The sequence below is a fragment of the Labrys sp. F242 genome, from assembly GCF_057813875.1.
This window is the reverse complement of the sequence record NZ_JBVASG010000004.1, coordinates 632,708-653,767: the sequence shown is the minus strand read 5'-3', so window position 1 is coordinate 653,767 and position 21,060 is coordinate 632,708. Positions and strand designations below refer to the sequence as shown.

At 62.6% G+C, this 21,060-nt stretch carries 16 protein-coding genes; 9 read left to right on the top strand and 7 right to left on the bottom strand.

Going from position 1 to position 21,060, the window contains the following annotated elements; all coding sequences use genetic code 11:
• Positions 1-5: 5 nt before the first annotated feature.
• Together ku and ACZYTC_RS26415 are read right to left on the bottom strand one after the other, a co-directional pair.
• Positions 6-797, bottom strand: a complete 792-nt coding sequence (ku, locus tag ACZYTC_RS26420) for a non-homologous end joining protein Ku (protein ID WP_488990918.1) — start codon at positions 795-797, stop codon at positions 6-8.
• Positions 798-851: 54 nt separating this feature from the next.
• Positions 852-1,208: an avidin/streptavidin family protein gene (locus ACZYTC_RS26415; protein WP_434960631.1), complete on the bottom strand. Its 357-nt coding sequence runs from the start codon at positions 1,206-1,208 to the stop codon at positions 852-854.
• A gap of 322 nt (positions 1,209-1,530) precedes the next feature.
• On the opposite strand from ACZYTC_RS26415, the gene ACZYTC_RS26410 reads away from it, so the two are divergent.
• The gene (locus tag ACZYTC_RS26410) at positions 1,531-1,761 is read left to right on the top strand and encodes a DUF2171 domain-containing protein (RefSeq protein ID WP_434960632.1); all 231 of its coding nucleotides are present in this window, start codon (positions 1,531-1,533) and stop codon (positions 1,759-1,761) included.
• A gap of 60 nt (positions 1,762-1,821) precedes the next feature.
• Here the strand turns inward: ACZYTC_RS26410 and ACZYTC_RS26405 are convergent, their stop codons facing one another.
• On the bottom strand, positions 1,822-4,107 hold the full coding sequence (locus tag ACZYTC_RS26405; protein ID WP_488990917.1) for a penicillin acylase family protein: 2,286 nt from the start codon (positions 4,105-4,107) through the stop codon (positions 1,822-1,824).
• 487 nt (positions 4,108-4,594) lie between these two features.
• Positions 4,595-5,851, bottom strand: coding sequence for an ROK family transcriptional regulator (locus ACZYTC_RS26400; RefSeq protein ID WP_441770631.1), 1,257 nt, complete (start codon positions 5,849-5,851; stop codon positions 4,595-4,597).
• Positions 5,852-6,182: 331 nt separating this feature from the next.
• Here ACZYTC_RS26400 and ACZYTC_RS26395 point away from each other — a divergent pair, with 331 nt between their 5' ends.
• From ACZYTC_RS26395 to edd, 4 genes are all read left to right on the top strand, one after another.
• Positions 6,183-7,217, top strand: coding sequence for a sugar ABC transporter substrate-binding protein (locus ACZYTC_RS26395; RefSeq protein WP_441770632.1), 1,035 nt, complete (start codon positions 6,183-6,185; stop codon positions 7,215-7,217).
• Between the two features lie 104 nt (positions 7,218-7,321).
• Positions 7,322-8,404 (top strand): ABC transporter permease, encoded by a 1,083-nt coding sequence (locus tag ACZYTC_RS26390; RefSeq protein ID WP_434960635.1) that lies wholly within the window; start codon positions 7,322-7,324, stop codon positions 8,402-8,404.
• A complete protein-coding gene (locus tag ACZYTC_RS26385) occupies positions 8,404-9,186 on the top strand; it encodes an ATP-binding cassette domain-containing protein (protein WP_434960636.1) in 783 nt (260 codons plus the stop codon). The genes ACZYTC_RS26390 and ACZYTC_RS26385 overlap by 1 nt, the downstream gene beginning before the upstream one ends.
• Before the next feature lie 133 nt (positions 9,187-9,319).
• Positions 9,320-11,131, top strand: a complete 1,812-nt coding sequence (edd, locus tag ACZYTC_RS26380; protein ID WP_488990916.1) for a phosphogluconate dehydratase — start codon at positions 9,320-9,322, stop codon at positions 11,129-11,131.
• Positions 11,132-11,180: 49 nt separating this feature from the next.
• Here the strand turns inward: edd and ACZYTC_RS26375 are convergent, their stop codons facing one another.
• Positions 11,181-12,524 carry an aminotransferase-like domain-containing protein gene (locus ACZYTC_RS26375; RefSeq protein ID WP_441770634.1) on the bottom strand — a complete coding sequence of 448 codons (1,344 nt, stop codon included), beginning with the start codon at positions 12,522-12,524 and terminating at the stop codon, positions 11,181-11,183.
• 173 nt (positions 12,525-12,697) lie between these two features.
• On the opposite strand from ACZYTC_RS26375, the gene ACZYTC_RS26370 reads away from it, so the two are divergent.
• From ACZYTC_RS26370 to ACZYTC_RS26355, 4 genes are all read left to right on the top strand, one after another.
• Positions 12,698-12,937: a DUF1127 domain-containing protein gene (locus ACZYTC_RS26370; RefSeq protein WP_441770635.1), complete on the top strand. Its 240-nt coding sequence runs from the start codon at positions 12,698-12,700 to the stop codon at positions 12,935-12,937.
• 64 nt (positions 12,938-13,001) lie between these two features.
• The gene (locus ACZYTC_RS26365; RefSeq protein WP_434960640.1) at positions 13,002-13,760 is read left to right on the top strand and encodes a sulfite exporter TauE/SafE family protein; all 759 of its coding nucleotides are present in this window, start codon (positions 13,002-13,004) and stop codon (positions 13,758-13,760) included.
• A gap of 186 nt (positions 13,761-13,946) precedes the next feature.
• Entirely contained in the window at positions 13,947-15,086 is a 1,140-nt protein-coding gene (locus ACZYTC_RS26360; protein WP_434960641.1) for an HlyD family secretion protein, read from the top strand.
• A gap of 11 nt (positions 15,087-15,097) precedes the next feature.
• Positions 15,098-16,705, top strand: coding sequence for an MFS transporter (locus ACZYTC_RS26355; protein ID WP_441770636.1), 1,608 nt, complete (start codon positions 15,098-15,100; stop codon positions 16,703-16,705).
• Between the two features lie 169 nt (positions 16,706-16,874).
• On the opposite strand, the gene ACZYTC_RS26350 is transcribed toward ACZYTC_RS26355, so the two are convergent.
• Positions 16,875-19,700, bottom strand: coding sequence for an autotransporter outer membrane beta-barrel domain-containing protein (locus tag ACZYTC_RS26350; RefSeq protein ID WP_441770637.1), 2,826 nt, complete (start codon positions 19,698-19,700; stop codon positions 16,875-16,877).
• A 461-nt stretch (positions 19,701-20,161) separates the two neighbouring features.
• A complete protein-coding gene (locus ACZYTC_RS26345; protein ID WP_441770638.1) occupies positions 20,162-21,052 on the bottom strand; it encodes an alpha/beta hydrolase in 891 nt (296 codons plus the stop codon).
• Between the last annotated feature and the right edge of the window lie 8 nt (positions 21,053-21,060).

Genomic DNA, 21,060 nt, shown 5'->3' with positions numbered 1-21,060 from the left:
GGAGATCAGCGTCGTGCCTCGCGCGCCAGGCTCCGGCGCAGGGCATCCATGATGCTGACCACCTTGCCGGGCACTTCGGTCTTGGGCTGGGCCGCGGACCGACGCCGCCCTTTCTTCTTGGTGGCGATAATTTCGAGAAGACGCTCCTGCACGGGATCGCGGACCATCTCCGGGCTCCAGGATTTCGTGCGCCCATCGATCAATTTTTGCATGAGCTGCAGCGCGGCCTGATCGGGACTGATATTGCCGAGCTTGTCGAAATAGGTGCCGGGGTCACGGACCTCGTCGCCGAAACGCAGGGTCCACACGACGATGCCCTTGCCGCGGGGCTCCAGCATTACCGCACGCTCCCGCCGATACATCACCAGGCGGGCAATGCCGACCATCTGCGTCGTCGCCATGGCGTCCCGGATGACCGCGAAAGCTTCCTCCCCGACAGGATCGTCCGGCGTCAGATAATGCGGTTTGTCGAGCCAGATCCATTCAATGTCCTCCTGCGGCGCGAAGAGTTCGATGTCGATGGTACGGGTGCTCTCCAGAGCGACGGCCTCGATCTCGTCTTCCTCGAGCATGACATAGTCATCCTCGCCGCGCTGATAGCCCTTGACCTCGTCGTCCTCCTCGACGTGCTTCCCAGTGACCGCATCGACATATTGACTGACGATACGATTGCCGGTCGCGCGGTTGAGCGTATGGAACCGGACTTTCTCGCTCTCCGACGTCGCCGGCGTCAGCGCCACCGGGCAGGTGACCAGCGAGAGTTTGAGGTAGCCTTTCCAGAACGGGCGAGAAACCATGGGGCTTTCTCCTGAGGCAAGGCACGTTCATGTCTGAACGCCGGGAGGCTCTTTCTATGTCTCCCGCACGAAGATATCGGCGTTTGTCGTCACCGCGTGGGGCCAAGGGCGCTCGGTGATGCGGGCGTCCGGATCGAGCTGACCATCGGAGATGACATGCCAGACCGTGTTGAGGCGGTCGCCGCGCGACAATCCGCTATAGGAACAAAGCAAATCTCCGCCAGCGGTCGAGGCCGTGAAGGCAAAACTGATGCAATGTCCGAGATGAAGGCCCGAGACGGCGATCTCCGTGCCGTAGAAGCCGCTTTCGAGGAGCGCCGTCTTGAAAGTGCCGGTGATCCTGCCTTCCGCATCATCGGTAATGGTGAGGATCGATCCGTATTGGTTCTTCCATCTGCCTACCCAGCTCATTCCAGTCCTCCCTATCGGCTCTCCCGCCCTTGTCGGCGCGGTCGCGCCGGGCGAATGAGACGATGTGCGCCGACGGGACGGCGTGCTCTCGGCATGTCCGCGAGGGATCATTCCTGAAGAAGAACAAGCTTCGGCGCGGATTGTTTCATGCCGCCGACCGGAGCTGTGGCCAACCTCGATGGCCTGAGCGACGCGAAGGCTTGCCAATCACCGTGGTGTGACGGGTAGCGACAAACCCAACCAGCCTCGTCCCTCGGGATGCCTTGAGGAACTCCATATCCGCTGGGCAGTTAGATTCTCGATTACACGAGAGGGAACGGCCATGATGGATATCCGCGAAAATATGGAAGTCGTTGACGCCAATGATCAACATGTCGGCATTGTAGAAAGCGTGGAAGGCTCCTCGATCAAGTTGAGCAGCGAGGATATCCTGGATCCCCGGGAGCCTTTCATCGACATATCCCAGGTGTCCGCGGTCGAGGGGAACAAGGTGAGGTTGCGGCAGAAGGTATCGGCCGTTGCGACGCGAGCTTTCCTGTCTTCCGAGGAATAGGCAGCCGCGCTTGCCAGAGCGACGGCTGCCTCATGCCACAACGGGTATTTTCCGAGCCACTTAATGCGCGGGCGCGTAGGTCACGATTTCGCTCGCCGCATTTTCGACCGCTGGCTTAGAATAGAGCAGGGGCACATATTGTCCATCGGCCCAGAGCGGCGCGAGATCGCGATAATGGGGGCTGAAGGGATTTCCCGATTGTCCGGGCGCGTTGATGACGCGGCTGGCATCCCAATTGCCGACATCCAGCACCATGCGGAAGGAAGCGCCAGAGGTCAGGCGAAAGTCCGAGCTGCGATAGCTCGTGGCATGGGGCACGTTGCTGGCACCTCCGAGCTCGAGCGGGCCCACACGCATTTGCGCCTGGGTCGAGGGGTCGGCAAGCGACGTGAGCGCGTGATCGAATTGGGCATGGTGCAGCCGCCCCCAGCGCCATTGGCCGGCCTCCTCGCCGAGAAGCTTGGAAACCTCCGCGACCGCCGCGCCGATGCTCCGCAGCAGCAGCTTGTCGCGTGCCGCGGCCGGATCGGTGCCGAGCGAGGCATCCGGTTTCTCCAGAAGCTCGAACATCGCGCCGACGCTCGGCTTGGGAATGAGGGAGCGAGCCGCCTCCGGTACGGTGGCGTTCACCAGCGCCGGACCGATATGCTTGCTGATCCACACCTCGAACAGGGCGGCGGCCGCGCTGTCGCGGTCATCGCGCGCATTCCAACCACGCAAGAGCTGCAGCCCCTTGCCTATCTGGGGATCATCGGATTGCAGCGGCTTGAGAAGCGCGATCAGGCGCCGGCCAAGCATGGTGGTGTCGTCGTTCTGCAAGGCCATTGCGTCGGCGAGGCTGAATTTCTTCTTGTCCTGCAGTACCTCGACGATGCGGTCCCAGCGGGCGGGATTGGCCCAGGAATCGAAGCCGATGCGGCGCTGCGCGACCGGATAGTCGGGCGGCAGGTTCATCTGGTTGGCGGTGGCGAAATAGCCGGTCTTCGGATTGAAGACGCTCGGCAATTCATCCAGGCGCAAAAAGCCCTGCCATTCATAGCGCCCGTCGCCCGGCACCGGCAGCAGACCGTCATAGCTAAGGCGGCGCGGCGCCATCCCACCCGGCTGCCAGCCGATATTGCCCTTGGTATCGGCATAGATCTGGTTTTCCGAGGGCGCGCCCCAGCGCTTCATCGCAGCCTGGAATTCAGGCCAGGTCTTCGCCGTCATGTAGTCGGACGAGCCGAAATAGGCCGAGGTTCCCGGCTCGAACCAGACGGAGCGAATGGTAAAAGCCAGATTGCGCTTGGCATCGGTGGCTAGAACCGGCCCGTGCCGGGTGAAGCGCATCTCGATCTCTTGTGGCTCGGCGCCCTTGACCTCGACCTTTTCGCGCACGATCCGGATCGGTTCCCAGTCCGTGCCGAACTTGACCTGATCGGGATTGCTCGGATTGAGTGCCTCGACATAGAGATCTTCCTGATCCATGCCGAAGATCGTCAGGCCGAAAGCGATGCGGCCATTATGGCCGATCGAAATGCCGGGCAGCGCCGGTTCGCCGGCGCCGATCACATTCATGCCCGGCGCGACGAGGTGAACGATATAGCGCAGGGACGGCACGCTATGGTCGCGATGCGGATCATTGGCCAGGATCGGGCGCCTGGTTGCCGTGCGCTTGCCGGAGACGACCCAATTGTTGGAGCCGATCGTCTCGACCTTGGTCTGCGCCTGGGCAAGGAGGGTGTCAGGATCATAGGCCTGCGCCGCCTTCTTGCCCGCCCCGAACTTCACCGGATCGGTCGCAAGCGTGTAGTCCTTGAGCACATCCCGTGGAATTGAACAGGGATCGAGGCCATCGGGAAGCTTCGTCGTCCAGGCGGGTTCGAATTGAGCCTGGAGCCTGTCGGCCTGGAGCCCGGCAGCGCAGGCAATTTGTGCGCGCTGCACTTCGAGCTCGACATTGCGCGTCAGACCGTGACTGCGGATACGCACGATATCGTCCGCATTCCACAGATCGGGACGCGAGCCGGCGATCTTGAACTCCTCGGGTAGCGGCTGCGCACCCTCCCGCGTTTCCTGGACATAGGCGTTGACGCCGGCAACGAAGGCGTCCGCGTAGTCTTTCGCATGCGGCCCGTAGGACTGCCATTCCTTGCCCATGTCGCCGCGATAGAGGAACAGGCGTGCCGCACGGTCCTGCTCGACATAGCTCGAACCGAAATCCCTGGCCAGAAGACCAAGGCCGCGCTTGCGCCACAGATCAATCTGCCACAGGCGGTCGCGCGCGGCATTGTAGCCTTGCATGAAGAAGGCATCGCGCCGGTTGGCGGTATAGAGATGCGCGATACCCCAGTGATCGAGGATCATTGTGGCAGGTTGCTGCAAACCGCGGATATTGTGGGTCTGTTGCCGTACACCCGATGAGATTTCCGCAAGAGCAGGTGGAACCCAAGCGACCAACGCGACGGAGCTTAGAAAGATGGTCAGGCTACGAAGCATATCAATGACCTTATTTTTCTATGCGGTACACTTTTGAAAATTATGATTATTTTGAACAGGACGCGAATAGTGGCGTCATTTCTATCGTCAGACAAGATGCTTATCTTCGTCTCTTCCGGAATATCCGTCGCCAGAGCCGCATGTCTTGCTTGAATTGGACACCGCGAGGCCAAGCCTCGCCGTCGCAGGCGGATAGCGTGCATGGGCGGGGGCAGACCTGGGCCGTCGTGTCAAAATAGGTTTAATTTACTGAAAAAAATCTTGCAGTAACAATATGTTATTGCATATTTTTCAATTCATGAATGAAATCTTGTGCCGTATAGGCGAAAGGGCTCAAGGCACCATTTGCGATGCCCTAGCGGCCGTGAAGATCGCCGTTCTTGACGGTGTTGTTCTCTTTGGAGCTGTCCGCGAGCACGAGAAAGCGCGCCGATAAAGGCAGGCTGGCGCCGCCGAGCGCGCGGGCATGAATGCCCACGGTTCCCTCGCGCACATGGGGCGTTCTAAGTCCCTCAACGTCGATTCTGCCGAATGCCTCGCGCACGGCGTCGACCAGGCGCGCCCTGACATCGGACGGCATCCAGCCATCGATGACGGCTGCCTCGAAATCGATCACGGCACAGGACGAGACGATGGCGTACGCCAGGGCGTCGGCCGCCTTGCGGATCCAGAGCTCGACTTCCTCACCCAGATCGCCCCATACCTCGGGCGATGTCCATAGATGCGCGGCTTCGATGCCGCGTTCCTTCAACGCCTTTTCCAGCATGGCGATGGAGGCGACGTCGATAAGCTGGGTCGGCCTGCCGTCAGGGCCGGGGACAGGCATGGAGCCGAGCGCGCCGGCATTGCCGGTCTGGCCGCCGAACAGGCGGCCGTTCAACACGATACCCCCTCCGGCAAAGGCGCCGATATAGAAATAGACGAAGTCACGCACGCCTGCGAACTGACCGAAGACGAGTTCGGCCCCACAGGCTGCGGTGGCGTCATTCTCCAGATAGACCGGAAAATCGCAATTCGACTGGAGGTCGGCCTGGATGCTGCGATCGCGCCATTCGTCCATCACGGCGGGCGGGGCACCGGCCGCATCGGCCCAGTTCCACAGCTCGAACGGCATGGCGATGCCGAGCCCCGCGATGCGTTTGTTCGCGGCAGGACTGAGCGTTGCCCTGATGGACGCGATGCCTTCGAGCGCAAAGCCAATCGTCTCGCCCGGAGCAGGGTAGTGGTAGGACTTGTGCAGCATCGCGCGCACATTGCCCAGGAAATCGATCAGCACCAGATCGGCGCTGCGCCGGCCGATCTTCAGGCCGAGGAAATAGGCGCCTTCCGGATTGAGCGCCATGGGGATCGAGGGCTGGCCGATGCGTCCGCGCACCGGCTCCTGGCGCGTCAGCAAGCCTGCTTCTTCCAGTTCCCGCATGATCACCGAAACGGTCTGCAGTGACAGGCTGGTCATGCGGGCGATGTCGGATTTGGCCAGGGCGCCGTGCTCGCGAACGAGCGAGAGCACGATACGCTCGTTGTGGTCGCGCATACCACTCTGGTTGGTGCCGCGATGAAAGCGGTTCTCGGCCAGTTCGGGCGAACCAGCCTTCTGGGTGCCAGCCTCCATCCCATTTCCTCCCCGTAAGCAGAGTTTCTTAATATTGCCCGTTCGCGGACAATATTAAGAAACTCTGCAAGTGTCTGAAATCTTGCACCTTCCTCTCGTTCGAATCCGTGGCTCGAACGAGAGGAAGCTGCATTGGGCTACATCGCTCCTTTCACCAAGAATGGGCGCTTCGTGCAAGGGCGTCAATAAATAACTAAATAAGACTTATTTATTTATTGACAAGGCAGGCAGGGATGATGTTTTTTATGTCCAGGCGCCAATGCGGCAATGAAGGCGCCCCGAAAGCGAGGTCCGGGCAGCCGGCCAAGCGATCCAAAATGGGAGGAATATGATGAAAAAACGTGTCCTGAAGTCGGCGCTGTTGTGCGTCAGCGCCCTGTCTCTCGGTGTCTTTGCGACCCCAGGCTTTGCAGCCGATGTCGGTGCCTGCCTGATCACCAAGACCGACACCAATCCCTTCTTCGTAAAGATGAAGGAGGGCGCGACTGCCAAGGCCAAGGAGCTTGGCGTCAACCTCAAGGCCTATGCGGGCAAGATCGACGGTGACAATGAGAGCCAGGTCTCGGCCATCGAATCCTGCATCGCCGACGGGGCAAAGGGCATTTTGCTGGTGCCTTCGGACTCCAAGGCCATCATCGACTCCGTCAAGAAGGCCCGCGCCGCCGGCATCCTCGTTATCGCGCTGGACACGCCGCTGGAGCCGATCGACGCCGCCGACGCCACCTTCGCCACCGACAATTTCAAGGCCGGCGAACTGATCGGCCAATGGGCGCAGGCGACGCTGGGCGGCAAGGCCAAGGAAGCCAAGATCGCCTATCTCGATCTCAATCCGAGCCAGCCGACCGTCGATGTCCTGCGCGACCAGGGCTTCATGAGTGGGTTCGGCATTTCCAAGATCGCCAATCCGACCAAGATCCAGGATTGGGGCGATGCCCGCAACGTCTGCCACGACGTGACCAACGGTAATGAAGAGGGTGGCCGGTCCGCCATGGAGAATTGTCTCCAGAAGGACCCGATGATCAACGTCGTCTACACCATCAACGAACCGGCCGCCGCGGGCGCCTATGAGGCGCTGAAGTCCGTCGGCCGCGAGAAGGACGTGCTGCTCGTCTCGGTCGACGGTGGCTGCCCGGGCGTGAAGAACGTCGCTGAGGGCGTCATCGGCGCCACCTCGCAGCAATATCCGCTCAAGATGGCGGCCATGGGCATCGAAGCCATCAAGAAATTCGCCGATAGCGGCGAGAAGCCCAAGCCCACCGAAGGCAAGGCGTTCTTCGACACCGGCGCCACCCTCGTCACCGACAAGCCGGCTTCCGGCGTCGAATCCATCGACACCAAGAAAGGTAAGGACCTGTGCTGGGGCTGATCTGAGCTCAGCCCGGCCAACGTTCAATCTTGTTCTTACGGAGGAGCGGCCCCCGCGCCGCTCCTTTTGCGAGGGGCCCCGCCCCGCGGGAGGAGACCAAAGATATGACCGATCCTTCGGCAAATGTCGGACGTCCACAGGACTTCGAAAAAGTCCTCTCGGGCAGCGACACCAGCGTAGCCAGTTTCGACGTTCACAAGAAATCACTCCTGGAAAAGGCACAGCACTTCCTGCACGGAAATCCGGCGATGGTGCCGTTGATCGTGCTGGTACTGTCCACCGCCATCTTCGGCATCATCCTGGGCAGTAAGTTCTTTTCGGCCTTTTCATTGACGCTGATCCTGCAGCAGGTGGCCATCACCGGTATCGTCGGCGCAGCGCAGACTCTGGTCATCCTGACGGCCGGCATCGACCTCTCGGTCGGCGCGATCATGGTGCTGTCCTCCGTTGTGATGGGGCAGTTCACCTTCCGGTACGGCCTGCCGGTTCCCCTATCGATCCTGTGCGGCTTCGCCTGCGGTGCCCTCTGCGGCTATATCAACGGACTGCTCGTCTCCCGCATGAAGCTGCCGCCCTTCATCGTCACGCTGGGCAGCTGGCAGATCATCCTGGCAGCCAATTTCCTCTACTCGGCCAATGAGACGATCCGCAGCCAGGACATCGCGGCCCAGGCCCCGCTGCTGCAACTCTTCGGTGCGAGCTTCCGCTTCGGAGGCGCGGTCTTGACGGCCGGCGTGGTCGCCATGGTGCTGTTGGTCGCGGTCCTGTGGTACGTGCTCAATCACACTGCCTGGGGCCGGCATGTCTATGCCGTGGGCGATGATCCCGACGCGGCCGAACTTTCCGGCGTCGGCACCAACAAGATGCTGCTCCAGGTCTATACGTTGTCCGGCCTCATCTGCGCCCTGGCGGGCTGGGTCCTGATCGGCCGCCTCGGCTCGGTTTCACCGACCTCCGGCCAGTTTGCCAATATCGAGTCGATCACCGCGGTGGTCATCGGCGGCATCTCCCTGTTCGGAGGCCGCGGCTCGATCCTGGGCATGATCTTCGGCGCCCTGATCGTCGGCGTGTTCCAGCTCGGCCTCAGGCTGGTCGGCACCGACCCGCAATGGACCTACCTGCTCATCGGCGTTCTCATCATCGGCGCCGTGACCGTCGACCAGTGGATCAGAAAGGTTGCAGGCTAATGGCACAGGAACCCATTCTCAGCGCACGCGGCCTGATCAAGCGCTATGGCCGGGTCACCGCTCTCAACAATTGCGAGTTCGACCTCTATCCCGGTGAGATCCTCGCCGTGATCGGCGATAACGGGGCTGGCAAATCGTCCCTGATCAAGGCCTTGTCGGGCGCCATCACGCCCGACGAGGGGGAAATCAGGCTCGACGGCAAGGTCGTCAACTTCAAGTCGCCCATCGATGCCCGCGAAGCGGGGATCGAGTGCGTGTACCAGAACCTGGCTCTGTCGCCGGCCCTGTCCATCGCCGACAACATGTTCCTGGGGCGGGAGATCCGCAAGCCCGGCATCCTCGGCCAATGGTTCAAGATGCTCGACAGGCCCGCCATGGAAAAGCGGGCCCGCGAGAAGCTGACCGAACTCGGCCTGATGACCATCCAGAACATCGGCCAGGCGGTCGAGACCCTGTCGGGTGGCCAGCGCCAGGGCGTCGCGGTGGCGCGTGCGGCCGCCTTCGGATCGAAGGTGGTTTTCATGGACGAGCCGACTGCCGCTCTCGGCGTCAAGGAAAGCCGCCGTGTCCTGGAACTCATCCTCGACGTGAAGCGGCGGGGGCTGCCGATCGTGCTGATCTCGCACAACATGCCGCATGTCTTCGAGGTGGCCGATCGCATCCACATCCACCGGCTCGGCCGGCGGCTCTGCGTTATCAATCCCCGAGACTACACGATGTCCGACGCGGTCGCCTTCATGACGGGTGCCAAGAGCCCGCCGGAGGAACTGGTCGCAGCCTGACAGATACGAGGGCCGGGGGGCGTTGTCCCCCCGGCTGGCGTGTTTCTTGCTTCGCCTCCTTATCGACGAAGCCATCAGGAGACGATGCTCCATACCAAAAGCAGCATCGTCTCCCAACCCGAGAAAGGCCACCATGGCGCTGAACCCAACGCTCGCACGGGTCACCGATCGGATCGTGGAGCGGTCCGCCGCCCTTCGCCGTCCCTATCTCGCGCGCATGGCGCGCGCCCGGGCCGCCGGCACCGTTCGCGCCCATCTGTCCTGCGGCAACCAGGCCCATGCCTATGCGGCCATGCCGGCGGACGACAAGGCGACGCTGGTCAAGGGCGGCGCAGGCAATCTCGGCATCATCAGCGCCTATAACGACATGCTCTCGGCGCACCAGCCCTATGAAAGCTACCCCGACCTGATCCGCGCGGCGGCGCGTACGGCCGGCGGCACGGCGCAGATGGCCGGCGGTGTTCCGGCGATGTGCGACGGCGTCACCCAGGGCCAGGCCGGAATGGAGCTGTCGCTGTTCTCGCGCGATGCCATCGCCATGGCAGCCGGCATCGCGCTCAGCCACAACACCTTCGATTCGATCGTCTATCTCGGTGTCTGCGACAAGATCGTGCCGGGCCTCGTCATTGCGGCGGCCGCCTTTGGCCATATGCCGGCGATCTTCGTGCCGGCCGGGCCGATGGCGAGCGGCATCCCCAATGATGAGAAGTCCAAGGTGCGCCAGCTCTTCGCCACGGGCCAATGCGGGCGCGACAAGCTGATGCAAGCGGAGATGGCGGCCTATCACGGGCCGGGCACCTGCACTTTCTACGGCACGGCCAACACCAACCAGATGCTGATGGAATTCATGGGCCTGCATTTGCCGGGTTCGAGCTTCGTCAATCCCAACACGCCCCTGCGCGATGCGCTCACCGTGGAAGCCGCCAGGCGTGCCTTGTCGATCTCGGCCCTGGGCAACGACTACACGCCGGTCTGCGACGTGCTCGACGAGCGCGCCTTCGTCAACGGCATCGTCGGGCTCAACGCCACGGGCGGCTCCACCAATCTGCTCATTCACATGATCGCCATGGCGCGGGCGGCCGGGATCGTGCTCGACTGGCAGGACTTTGCCGATCTTTCGGACGTAACGCCCCTGATGGCACGCGTCTATCCGAACGGGCTCGCGGACGTGAACCATTTCCATGCCGCGGGCGGTCTCGGCTTCATGATCGGCGAACTGCTCGAAGCCGGGCTGCTGCATCCCGACACGCGCACCGTGGCCGGCGAGGGGCTGGCCCGCTACACCCACGAACCGAAGCTGATCGATGGCGCCCTGGTGTGGTCGGAGGGTACGAGCGCGTCGCTGAACCCCAAGGTGCTGCGGTCGGCCGGTGAACCATTCCAGCCGACAGGCGGCCTCAAGCGGCTCCGAGGCAATCTCGGCACCGGCGTGATGAAGGTTTCGGCCGTGGCACCGGAGCGCCATGTCGTCGAGGCGCCGGCACGCGTCTTCGCCGACCAGGAGGCGGTCAAGCAGGCCTTCCGCGCCGGCGAATTCACCGACGATACTGTGGTGGTGGTGCGCTTCCAGGGGCCGAAAGCCAATGGCATGCCGGAACTGCACAGCCTGACCCCGATGCTCTCCGTGCTGCAGGACAAGGGGCTGAAGGTTGCCCTCGTCACTGATGGCCGGATGTCGGGCGCTTCCGGCAAGGTGCCCGCGGCGATCCATGTCAGTCCCGAGGCGCTCGACGGAGGGCCGCTTGCCAGGCTCGAAGACGGTGACCTCGTGCGCGTCGATGCGGTTTCGGGCACGATCGACGTGCTGACGCTGGGAGCGCTCGAGCGGGCGAACGTCCAGCCGGATCTCGCCGGCAACGAATTCGGGGTCGGGCGCGAGCTCTTCGGCTTGTTTCGCCGGCAGGTCTCGGCGGCGGAAAACGGCGCCTCGCCTCTGTTTGGATGATCGGGGCGCCCATTCCAGCGTGCACCGGCATCGCGGGTGTGCATTCGGCTTATTCGGTTGAGTCGAAATCGTCCTCTCGCATGGCCAGCATCGCGGCCAGCGTGGACAGGCCGCTATCGAGCTGGTCCATGGTCGGGCTGGCCAGCGCCAGCCGGACGGCGTTGGGCGCATGGCCTGGCGTCACGGCGAAGGTCGTGGAGGGAGACAGGGCAATGTCGCGCCTGGCCGCCGCCGCGACGAAGGTTTGCGAGCGCCAATGCGCCGGCAATGTCAGCCATAGATGGTAGCACTTTTCGTTGGTTTGAATCTCGAAGCCCGAAAGGCGCTCGGCGGCCAGCTTCTGGCGCGCGCGGGCATCCAGGCGTTTCAGCCTGGAGAGTTCGGCAGCGGTGCCATCGCCCATCAGTCGCTGCGCCGCCGCAAAGGCAAAGCCGGAGGCGGTCCATCCGCCCGAGCGCACCGAAGCCATGATGGTCTCGCGCAAACGCTGCGGCGGCACGATGAAGCCCAAAGTCAGGCCCGGCGCGACCTTCTTGGACAGGGAGTCGATGACGACGCACCGTGCCGGCGCGAGAGCTGCGAGCGGCGGCTCGTCGTCGAGGAAGCCGTAGACATTGTCCTCGATGATCGGAAGGTCGAGCTTTTCGGCGACGTGCAGAAGGTCGGCCCGGCGCGCCGCGCTCATCGTCATGTTCAGCGGGTTTTGGACAGCCGGCTGGACGTAGAGCGCCGAAAGATGGGCCTCATGGTGCGCCTTTTGCACCGAGTCGGGACGCAGGCCGCCCTCGTCCATCGCCAAGGGCACCAGCGTGATGCCGAGCCGCGCGGCAACGCCCTTGATGAAAGGGTAGGTCAAGGCCTCGACGCCGCAGCGCCCGCCGGTCGGAACGATGGCGGCAAGGGCGGCCGCCAGGCTCTGGCGGCCATTGCCGGTAAAGACGAGTTGCTCCGGGGTTGGCGACCAAGCGTCCCGCGAAAGGAAGGAGGAGGCTAGGGTTCGCAACGCCGGGGTTCCGATGCTGGTCGCCTGCCTCAGTGCAATGTCGAGGGCGGCGGGTTGTTCCAGGCCATCAAGACTTTTAGCAATGAGCGTAGTCTGATTGGGAAGCAAAGGGTAATTGAATTCGAGATCGATCCGAATGCCGCTCGGCTCGCTTGGCGCTGCCACGCCGCGCCTGGCATCGCCCGAAATGAAGGTGCCCCGGCCGGTTTCGCCGACCACAAGGCCGCGACGCAACAGCTCGGCGTAGACGCGGCTTGCCGTCGAGGCGGCAATCTTGCGCTCATAGGCAAAGTTGCGTTGAGGGGGCAGGCGATCGCCTGGGCTGAGCCTGCCGTCCGCTATGTCCGCGGCAATCTCGTCGGCCAGCTTCAGATATTCGGACTTTGACATTATTGCACCGAGAGCAATGTTATAATTGCACCGAGAAGCATATCGGATCATTCTATCTTCATCAACCGGATTGTACCGGGAATTGCGAAGATTTCTACGGTTCGGAACGGCCAGCTCGCCAAGGCTTGCGGCAACGGCGTCGCATTGCCCGAAGCAATTATTGGAGATCGGAAATGTCTGCTCCCCTGTCGACCATCACTCACCCCGCGATCGCGAAGAAGCCCGACGCATTGTATCGGCAGCTCGCGGCGTTTTACGATGGAATGCTGCGCTTTTTTGCCCGGCGTGCCGCCCTCGCGGACTTGCGCGAATACGATGATTTCGCCCTGCGCGACATCGGCCTCACACGCGGCGATATCGAAGCGGCGGTCTATGGCCGTGCCGTCCCGCCCGACCGGACGAGGATGTCATGATCCCCGCTTGGGCAGAGGTGAGGCGGCACCGGCAGGAATGCCTGCGCGTGATGGAGGCGGTGCCATGGACCTGAGCGCTGCCACCATCCTGGTCGCCTTCGCGGGCGTGTTCCTGATCAGCTTCATGAGGGGCGCATTCGGTGGCGGCTTTGCCATTGTCGGCATCCCGCTGCTCTCGCTGGTCATGGATCCTGTCACCGCGGGCGGACTGCTTGCGCCACTATTCATCGCAATGGATCTCTATGCATTGCGCTACTGGAGGCCCTCGACCTGGTCCAAGCCGGACCTCGTGCTACTGCTGCCGGGACTTGTGATCGGCATCGGCTTCGGCTTCCTGCTGTTCCGCGTACTCGACCATCGAGCCATTGCGGTCATGACGGCGGCCATTACCCTGGCCTTCGTCGGCCTCTGGCTCGTGCGGGGCGGGGAAATGACGCATCGTCCGCGCTCCAAGCCGAAGGCAGTCGCCGCCGGCCTCACGTCGGGCATCACCACCATGGTGGCGCATTCGGGGGGACCGCCGCTTGCGATGTATCTGCTGCCTCTTGGACTTGGGAAGGAGATCTACGCGGGAACGACAAGCCTGTTCTTCACCGTCGGCAATGCGACCAAACTGGTGCCGTGGCTGGTGTTAGTGCAGCCTGCGGCCACGACCTGGGCGTTGATGGCGATCTGCCTGCTCGCCATTCCCTTTGGTATCTGGTCAGGCTGGCGGCTTCATGGCGTTCTGGATCAGCGCCAAGTCTATCGTGCCTGCTATGGCTTGCTGGTCGTGACGGCGCTGAAATTGCTGTGGGACGGAGCTTCCGGCTTCTTGGGGTGAGCCCGGACGCCCGGCATGCCCTCGAGGCGTGACGTGCCGGTGCCGATTCACTGGCTGGGTGAACCCTGATGGATATGGGTTCGATCGGGCTTGGCGAGTCCGGTGTGCGTATTGGAATATTTTTGTTTCGCCATCCATAATCCTTCGCCAGGATCGGTCGCATTCGAGTGTGAGTGCGAGGATCAGATGTCGGATGCAGCAGAAAAGTCGACCGTATCCGAAACGCCGCCGCCCGCGCGCAGCCTGAGGTCGCGCTGGCTCTATCCGGCCTTGCGCGTCGGCTTCCTGCTGCTTGCTGCCTGGCTCGTCTGGTATGTCGCCGGCAATTGGAACCGCTGGACCGGTGCCGCCCGCCTCGCGGAGACCGACAATGCCTTCATCGTGGGCGACGTCACGCCCTTGTCGGCCCGCGTCTCCGGCTACATCAAGGAAGTCCCCATTCGCGACTATCAGGCGGTGGAGGCCGGCGATCTCATCGCCGAGATCGAACCGTCCGACTATCAGGCCCAGCTTGCATTGGCACAGGCCAATCTCGCCGCGGCCGAGGCCAGTCTCGCCAATGTCGCCAATCAGAAGAACGTGCAGAATGCCCTGATCCGGCAGGCAGGCGCCAATATCGACGCGGGCAGTGCTGATGTGCGGCGCTATCAACTCGAAAGTACGCGCCAGCGCGATCTGCTCAAGACCGGCACGGCCGGCACCCAGCAATCGGTCGAGCAGGCCGATGCCAATGCCCAGCGCGCTTTGGCCCAGAAGGCGCTCTATGAGGCCCAGCTCGACCAGCAGAAGGCCCTGCTTGCCGGCCTTGATGTCCAGGAGCAGCAGGTCAAGGCCCAGATCAAGGCCGCGGAGGCGCAGGTCACCCTCGCCACCAACAATCTAGGCTACACCAAGATCCGCTCGCCGGCCAAAGGGCTCGTCGGCCAGCGCCAGGTTCGCCCAGGCCAGTTCGTCAATGTCGGCACGCAGGTGATCGCGGTGGTGCCGTTGCCCAATATCTGGGTGGTGGCGAACTACAAGGAAACGCAGATGACCAATATCCGCCTTGGTCAGCCGGCGCATGTCACCGTCGATGCCTTTCCCGACCTGGTCCTGGCAGGACGTGTCGAAGCCTGGTCGCCCGGCACCGGCAGCACCTTTGCCCTGCTGCCGCCCGACAACGCCACCGGCAATTTCACCAAGGTCGTGCAACGCATTCCGGTCAAGATCGCCCTCGACCCCAATCCGGCCCTGGGAACCTTGATCCGGCCTGGCATGTCCGTGGTTGCCACCGTCGATACCGGAGCCGGTGACAAGGCAGGCACCGGCACGGCAGCGGCGCCATGACGGCGGCCGGCATGACGACGTCAGCCGCCCCCCTGACGGCGACCGGCGCAGCCCTTGAGCCGGCAGCGCATGCGCCGCCGCGCTTTCGTGCCGATACGCTGCGTCCCTATATCGGCATCCTCGGCGTGCTGCTCGGCTCCATCATGTCGACGCTCGGCAGCCGAGTCACCAGTTTCGGCCTCGCCGATCTGCGTGGCGGGCTGCATCTGGGCTTCGACGAAGGCGCCTGGATGACCACCACCTTCGCTGTCGGCCAGATGCTGGTCGGGGTTGCCTGCCCCTATCTCGGCGCCATTTTCGGGGTCCGGCGCATGCTGTTGCTGGGTATCACGCTGCTCTTCGTCGCCAGCCTGCTTGCGCCTCTCTCCCCCAATCTCGGAGCCTTCCTGGCCGCCCAATTCCTCGCGGGGGTCGGCTCCGGAACGTTCATTCCACTCACCATCAGCTTCATCGCCCGCAGCCTGCCGCCACGCCTGATCATCTACGGCATCGCGGTCTACGCCATGAATTCGGAGCTCTCGCAGAATGTCGCGGCCTCGCTCGAAGGCTGGTATGCGGACAATCTCTCCTGGCGCTGGATCAGCTGGCAATATTGCGGCCTGCTGCCGCTGATGTTCACCTGCGTATGGTTCGGCATTCCACGCGAGGACGTTAAGACCGAACTCCTGCACCATTTCGACTGGCCGGGTCTGGTCTATGCCGGGGCCGGCTTCAGCCTACTCTATGCCGGCCTCGACCAGGGTAACCGGCTCGACTGGACCAATAGCGGCCTGGTCAACGGCCTGCTGATCGCCGGCGGCCTGGTGACGGCGGCCTTCGTCGTGCGCGAGCTATGGGTCAGCCGCAGGCCCTTCCTCAATCTGCGGCTCTTGATGCAGCACCATCTCCTGCTGTTGCTGCTCCTATTGGCAGGCTTTCGCTTCATCATCCTGTCAACAGCCTATATCATTCCCAATTATCTGCAGTCGGTGCAGAATTTCCGGGAATTGCAGGTCGGCGCCGTGCTGCTGTGGATCGCCTTGCCCCAGCTCATCATCGTGGTGCCGCTCGGCTATGTCCTCAAGCGCTTCGACGGGCGGTGGGTGCTGGCCGCCGGCACCGCCCTGGTCGGTATTGCCTGCCTGATGGCGGCCCAGCTCACCAGCGCATGGGCCACCGACGATTTCCTGCAATCCCAGATCCTGCAGGCCCTCGGCCAGTCCTTCGCGCTCACGGCGCTGGTCGTCCTGGCGGTGCAGTCGATCAATCCGGCCGATGCGCTGACGATCGGTGCCCTGCTGCAGATCAGCCGCATGTTCGGCGGCGAAATCGGCACGGCCTTCATGCAAACTTTCGTGCGCGTGCGCGAACAGGTTCATTCCAATCTCATCGGCCTGCATGTCGACAGCCTCGCTGGCGCGACGGTCGATCGCCTGGCAGCCTATCGCAATGCCGTCAGCGCCCACACGGCGGATGTGGCGATCGCCAGCGCCCGGGCGACGAGCCTGTTGTCCTCGGCCATCGCCAAGCAGGCGGCGGTGCTCTCCTATATCGATGGCTTCCTGGCCGCCGCCGGCGGTGCCTTTGTCTGCCTCCTGCTGATCGCCTTGCTGCCCAGGCCCAATCGACTTCCTATCTAGATAGAAGTACGATTTATCCAGATAATTCTGAGTTATACCTGATTGGCTTAATCTTTTTTCTTAGCAAGACTGCTGCAGCGATGCGCCTACCTTGACGGAGACGAGACGAACGTCGTAGGGCGGGTTGGGATCTCCCAGCGCCCGACAGCGCGTCTCGTCTCTTTCGCAATCAGAACCTCCAGACGAAATTGCCTTTGACGCTCTGGTCGACGGCCTTCTCGCCAAATTGTCCGCTATAGGACACGCCGAGGCTGGCCGAATGTGACAGCGCCACGCTTAGCCCGGCATCGACCGCCAGCGCATCGCGAGCGATTGGTGTACCATTGGCGAGGAAGCTCGAACCATTGGCCAAAGCGAGTGCCGCGGTTGGCCTGAGATTACCATAGGCATGCCGCCAGCCCAGGGTCGCCTGCGCGGTGGCGACGATGTCCCCGGTCAGGTCGAAGCTGGTCGCGGCCCGAGCGCCCAGGGTGGTGAAGCCAAGCTTGCTGGTTTCGCTCCGGCCGGTCAAAGCCGCGTCGCCGCCGGTCTCCCGGAAGCCGTCGGTATGCAGGTTGAGATAGGCCGCGTTGACGAAGGGCTCTAAGCGCAAGGCTCCCCTGTCGATCCGATAGCCGAGCTCACCGAAGAGCTGCGCTGTACCGGCGTCATAGCTGGTGCTGAGCCGGTCGGCGTAGCTGGGCAGGATCACGCTGCGGTCGCTGTCGACGTCGTGCCATGTATAGGTGGCGCCTAGCCGTAAGGCGAGGGCGTTCCACTGCCGACCGGCATAGAGGCCGACATGGTAATTATCGGCCTTGCCTGAGGCGGAGCTGGTATCGGCATCGAAGCTCGAATGGCTGTAGCCGGCGAGGGCGCCCAGGCGCCAGTCCTGCAGGAACGAGCCCTGGACCAGCGCATCGAAGCCGAGGAGGAAGCCGCCCGTGCTGTGATCGATGCGGACATCGTGACCGCCGCCGAAATGGCCCCAGGAACCAAACCCCTGTGCCCAGAAGCCGGAAGGGGCGGGCGAAGTATCCGAGCCGAACGGCGTCGGGCCGTGGGGCGTCGCGGTTTCAGCATAGGACAGCAGGCCGGTGGCTGGGGCAGTGGGGGCGACGGCAGCCAGATCGGCGGTATAAAGACGATTCAGCACGGCATCGCGCAGCAGCCCGCTGTCCTGGATCAATACGCTCCGGGCCGAGGCATGGATGTCGCCGGACAGGGTCGAGAAGGCCTGACGGGCGCTGGCGACATCCGGAGCCTTGGCGACGGCTTCATAGAGAGAGCTGCCGCCTGCCAGCGTCTCGACGCTTTCGGCCACGGAGCGCTGGCTCTCGCTGGTGGCGACGGAGGCGAAGCTGGCGTCGTTGCGTGTCACCTTCAGATAGATGTTATTGGCGTTCTGCGACAGGCCGAGATCGACGAAGGGGGCGTTGTCGACCACCTTGGAGAACTGGCCGGTGATACCGCCATTGGCGCTCAGGATCTTGTAGGTCTGGCCGATCGAATAATCGCCGGAAGCGGGGATGACGGAAACCGTGCCGCCATTGATGGTGGCGGTGCCGGTGGCGTGGATGAAATCGTTCTGGCCTGCGGCGTTGATGTTCACCTGGATGGTGCCGCCGTCATTGACGAAGTTGCGCACCGTCAGCGTCGTTGGCCCGCCGGTCTGAAAGGCGATCTTGCCGGCGTTCTTCATCGTGCCGCTGACGGTGGAATTGCCGCCTCCCGGGATCGCCCACAGGGCATCGGGAGAACTCAGCACGACGGTCGTGGCATTGCTTGCCGAGCCGATCCAGCGGGCAGAATCGGCTAAAGTCACATTGCCTCGCGAAGCACCGTTCACAGCCAGATTACCGGTCCATGTCGTGATGCCCCGCAGACTGGCCGACAGGATATTTGCTCCATCCGCAGCAGGTGCCTCCACCTCCATGTTCCCAGAGAGCGTGGAATCGATTGCGGTGAGGCTGAGTGCACTGGGTAGATGGAAGATCCGGCCCGTACCGACATCGGCAAGCAGGCCCCCGGTGCCTTTGAAGGCCGTGACGTCTGAACCGATCAAGCGCACCGTGGCTCGCCCACCATCTGCATAGATGGCGGCTCCGGCCGAGTTCATCGTAAGCTTGGTATTATCCAGAGCGAAGGTCGCATTCTCGGTCACTGCATTCGAGACATGGACGCCCCAGATCGCTCCCTCAGAATTGGCGCCATCCAGCTCGCTGTTGGAGACCTTGATAGTGCTCAAACTGCCTCCGGTCAGCAAGGAGGTACCACTGCCTTGGTCCGTATCGGCGTGGATCTTCAGACCGGTCGCCGTCAAAATTCCGTCGGCGCTCGCCGAAAAAACACCCTGGCCTGCTCCGGTCAGCGAAATGGTTCCCCCGTCCTTCAAATCGACCCGGCTGCCGTCGCCGCTGTGGGCGACGTAGAGCCAGGCACCGCTGGCATCGATCGGGCCATTCACGGTAATGGTGCTGTCGAACTGCGCAGAAAGACCATCCGACCAGGCACCATGGCCAACCAAGGTGGTTTGGCCGCTAAACGTCATGCGGCTGCTCCGGGAGGCTATCGCACCGTTGGCAACGTCCGCGACATCGAGGTTTAGGTTGGTCGCGTAGATCGTACCGCCCGGCGCGTCTGCCCAATTGGCCTGCAGCCCCGTCGAGCCCCCGCCGACGCGAACGATCCCCCCACCCTTGAGATTGATGGTGGTCTCGTTCTCCGCAAAAATACCGATGTCGTAATCGTCACCATTCAAGGCAGGTGGCACCGTCACGTCGATGGGCGTATCGGCGTTGCTGTAAAGCAGCGAGCCCTTGTCGATGGCATGAAAGCAGATCTCGTTCCTACAGGTCGCCTGGGCCGGCGTGATGCGCACCGTCCGTCCGCTGCTGGCTGTCGCCTGTGCATGCGCGGATTGGCACAGCATGACGGTGCCTGACGCCAATAGGAAACTCAGGAGCGACCGCTTGGGCAGGCGGGAGCGAACTCGAGCGTTTCCGGTCGACGTCATGGGGGCCCTCCTTTTCCACATAACCCGGTCGGTTCAGGTCTGTGCACCTGACTGAATGGGCCGCACGGTGCCTTTAGGCAAAGCCTGCCCCGCACCGGAATAATGAGAAAATATCTCAAAATTTCACAGAATATGAATCAAAATTATCGTGTTTTAATGATACTTTCAAGTGTATGATTTTTGAATGATCAATTATCATATAGGAATAAATTATCGTAGAATCATTGTTTATGAATAATATTCAAATTATGAATTGATGCATCGGCATATACGATCGAATTGTTTGCTGGATGTGGAAGTTTTTATTGAGAATGGCGCGATTCTACCCATGCTCAGCCTTAAGTTGTGCGGGGCGAGTCAAATACCTGAGGACTGAGGGACTCGGGAACATCCGGTTTTGCGGACAGGCAACGGAGCCACCAAAGCCATAGTGGCTCCAGCCGGGGGGTGAGATCGCCGTTCTATCCATCGCGTCGGGGCGCTGCGTGGATCAAGGCGCGGATGGCGTTGCTGAGGGAGGAGGCGGGATCCGACAGCGCCAGTGCGGAGGAAAAGTGATCCTCCTCACTCTGCACCAGCAATGAGGGCGGCGAATTACCGGCCTGGGTCCAGGCCGTGGCGAAGTCGCGTGACTGGCGCTGGAACTCACCGGTCTCGCGACCGCCATAGGCAACCAGAAGCTTCGCCTGCGGCATGGGCCGCGCCAGAAGCAAGGGGCTGTTGCGACGCACCATGCCCCAATCGAGCTGGAGCTGCGGCTGTATGAACGTATAGGGCAGGGGGCTGAGGTCGTAGAGGCCGCCCACCAGAATGCCGCCCTGAAGCATGTCTGCGGGCAGGTCATAGTCTTCGTGCCATTCAGCCAGCAGACACATGGCGGCTAGATGCGCGCCGGCCGAGTGCCCGCCGACATGCAGATGGCGGGTATCCAGGCCGAGAGTGGCACCGTTGCGATGGATCCAGGCGACGGCCGCCCGCGCCTGGCGGACGATCTCGCCGATGGAGACGCCTGGGCAGAGCGCGTAGTTCACATTGGCGACGGTTATGCCATTGGCAGCCGCGCCGGCGGCGGCGAAGGCGAAATCTTCGCTCGAGAGCATGCGCCAATAGCCGCCATGGAAGAAGACCAGCACCGGAGCATCGGGAGCCTTGGCCAAATAGAGATCGAAATATTCGGCCCGCGTCGGGCCATAGGGGATGCGGCGGCGGGGCTGCAGGCTGGCGAGGGCCTCCAGGCTGGCGGCATCGAAGCGCCTGCGATAGGCCGAAAAATCGGGGACCGAGGCCTCGACATCATAGTCCCGATCGAGCTGGGCCTGGTCGAGGAAGTCGCGATAGAGCGGCACGGGCATGTTCGGTC

Excerpts from the sequence above, each read along its gene's own strand:
- ku (WP_488990918.1), bottom strand. The coding sequence starts at position 797 with ATGGTTTCTCGCCCGTTCTGGAAAGGCTACCTCAAACTCTCGCTGGTC.
- ACZYTC_RS26415 (WP_434960631.1), bottom strand. The coding sequence starts at position 1,208 with ATGAGCTGGGTAGGCAGATGGAAGAACCAATACGGATCGATCCTCACC.
- ACZYTC_RS26410 (WP_434960632.1), top strand. The coding sequence starts at position 1,531 with ATGATGGATATCCGCGAAAATATGGAAGTCGTTGACGCCAATGATCAA.
- ACZYTC_RS26405 (WP_488990917.1), bottom strand. The coding sequence starts at position 4,107 with ATGATCCTCGATCACTGGGGTATCGCGCATCTCTATACCGCCAACCGG.
- ACZYTC_RS26400 (WP_441770631.1), bottom strand. The coding sequence starts at position 5,851 with ATGGAGGCTGGCACCCAGAAGGCTGGTTCGCCCGAACTGGCCGAGAAC.
- ACZYTC_RS26395 (WP_441770632.1), top strand. The coding sequence starts at position 6,183 with ATGAAAAAACGTGTCCTGAAGTCGGCGCTGTTGTGCGTCAGCGCCCTG.
- ACZYTC_RS26390 (WP_434960635.1), top strand. The coding sequence starts at position 7,322 with ATGACCGATCCTTCGGCAAATGTCGGACGTCCACAGGACTTCGAAAAA.
- ACZYTC_RS26385 (WP_434960636.1), top strand. The coding sequence starts at position 8,404 with ATGGCACAGGAACCCATTCTCAGCGCACGCGGCCTGATCAAGCGCTAT.
- edd (WP_488990916.1), top strand. The coding sequence starts at position 9,320 with ATGGCGCTGAACCCAACGCTCGCACGGGTCACCGATCGGATCGTGGAG.
- ACZYTC_RS26375 (WP_441770634.1), bottom strand. The coding sequence starts at position 12,524 with ATGTCAAAGTCCGAATATCTGAAGCTGGCCGACGAGATTGCCGCGGAC.
- ACZYTC_RS26370 (WP_441770635.1), top strand. The coding sequence starts at position 12,698 with ATGTCTGCTCCCCTGTCGACCATCACTCACCCCGCGATCGCGAAGAAG.
- ACZYTC_RS26365 (WP_434960640.1), top strand. The coding sequence starts at position 13,002 with ATGGACCTGAGCGCTGCCACCATCCTGGTCGCCTTCGCGGGCGTGTTC.
- ACZYTC_RS26360 (WP_434960641.1), top strand. The coding sequence starts at position 13,947 with ATGTCGGATGCAGCAGAAAAGTCGACCGTATCCGAAACGCCGCCGCCC.
- ACZYTC_RS26355 (WP_441770636.1), top strand. The coding sequence starts at position 15,098 with ATGACGACGTCAGCCGCCCCCCTGACGGCGACCGGCGCAGCCCTTGAG.
- ACZYTC_RS26350 (WP_441770637.1), bottom strand. The coding sequence starts at position 19,700 with ATGACGTCGACCGGAAACGCTCGAGTTCGCTCCCGCCTGCCCAAGCGG.
- ACZYTC_RS26345 (WP_441770638.1), bottom strand. The coding sequence starts at position 21,052 with ATGCCCGTGCCGCTCTATCGCGACTTCCTCGACCAGGCCCAGCTCGAT.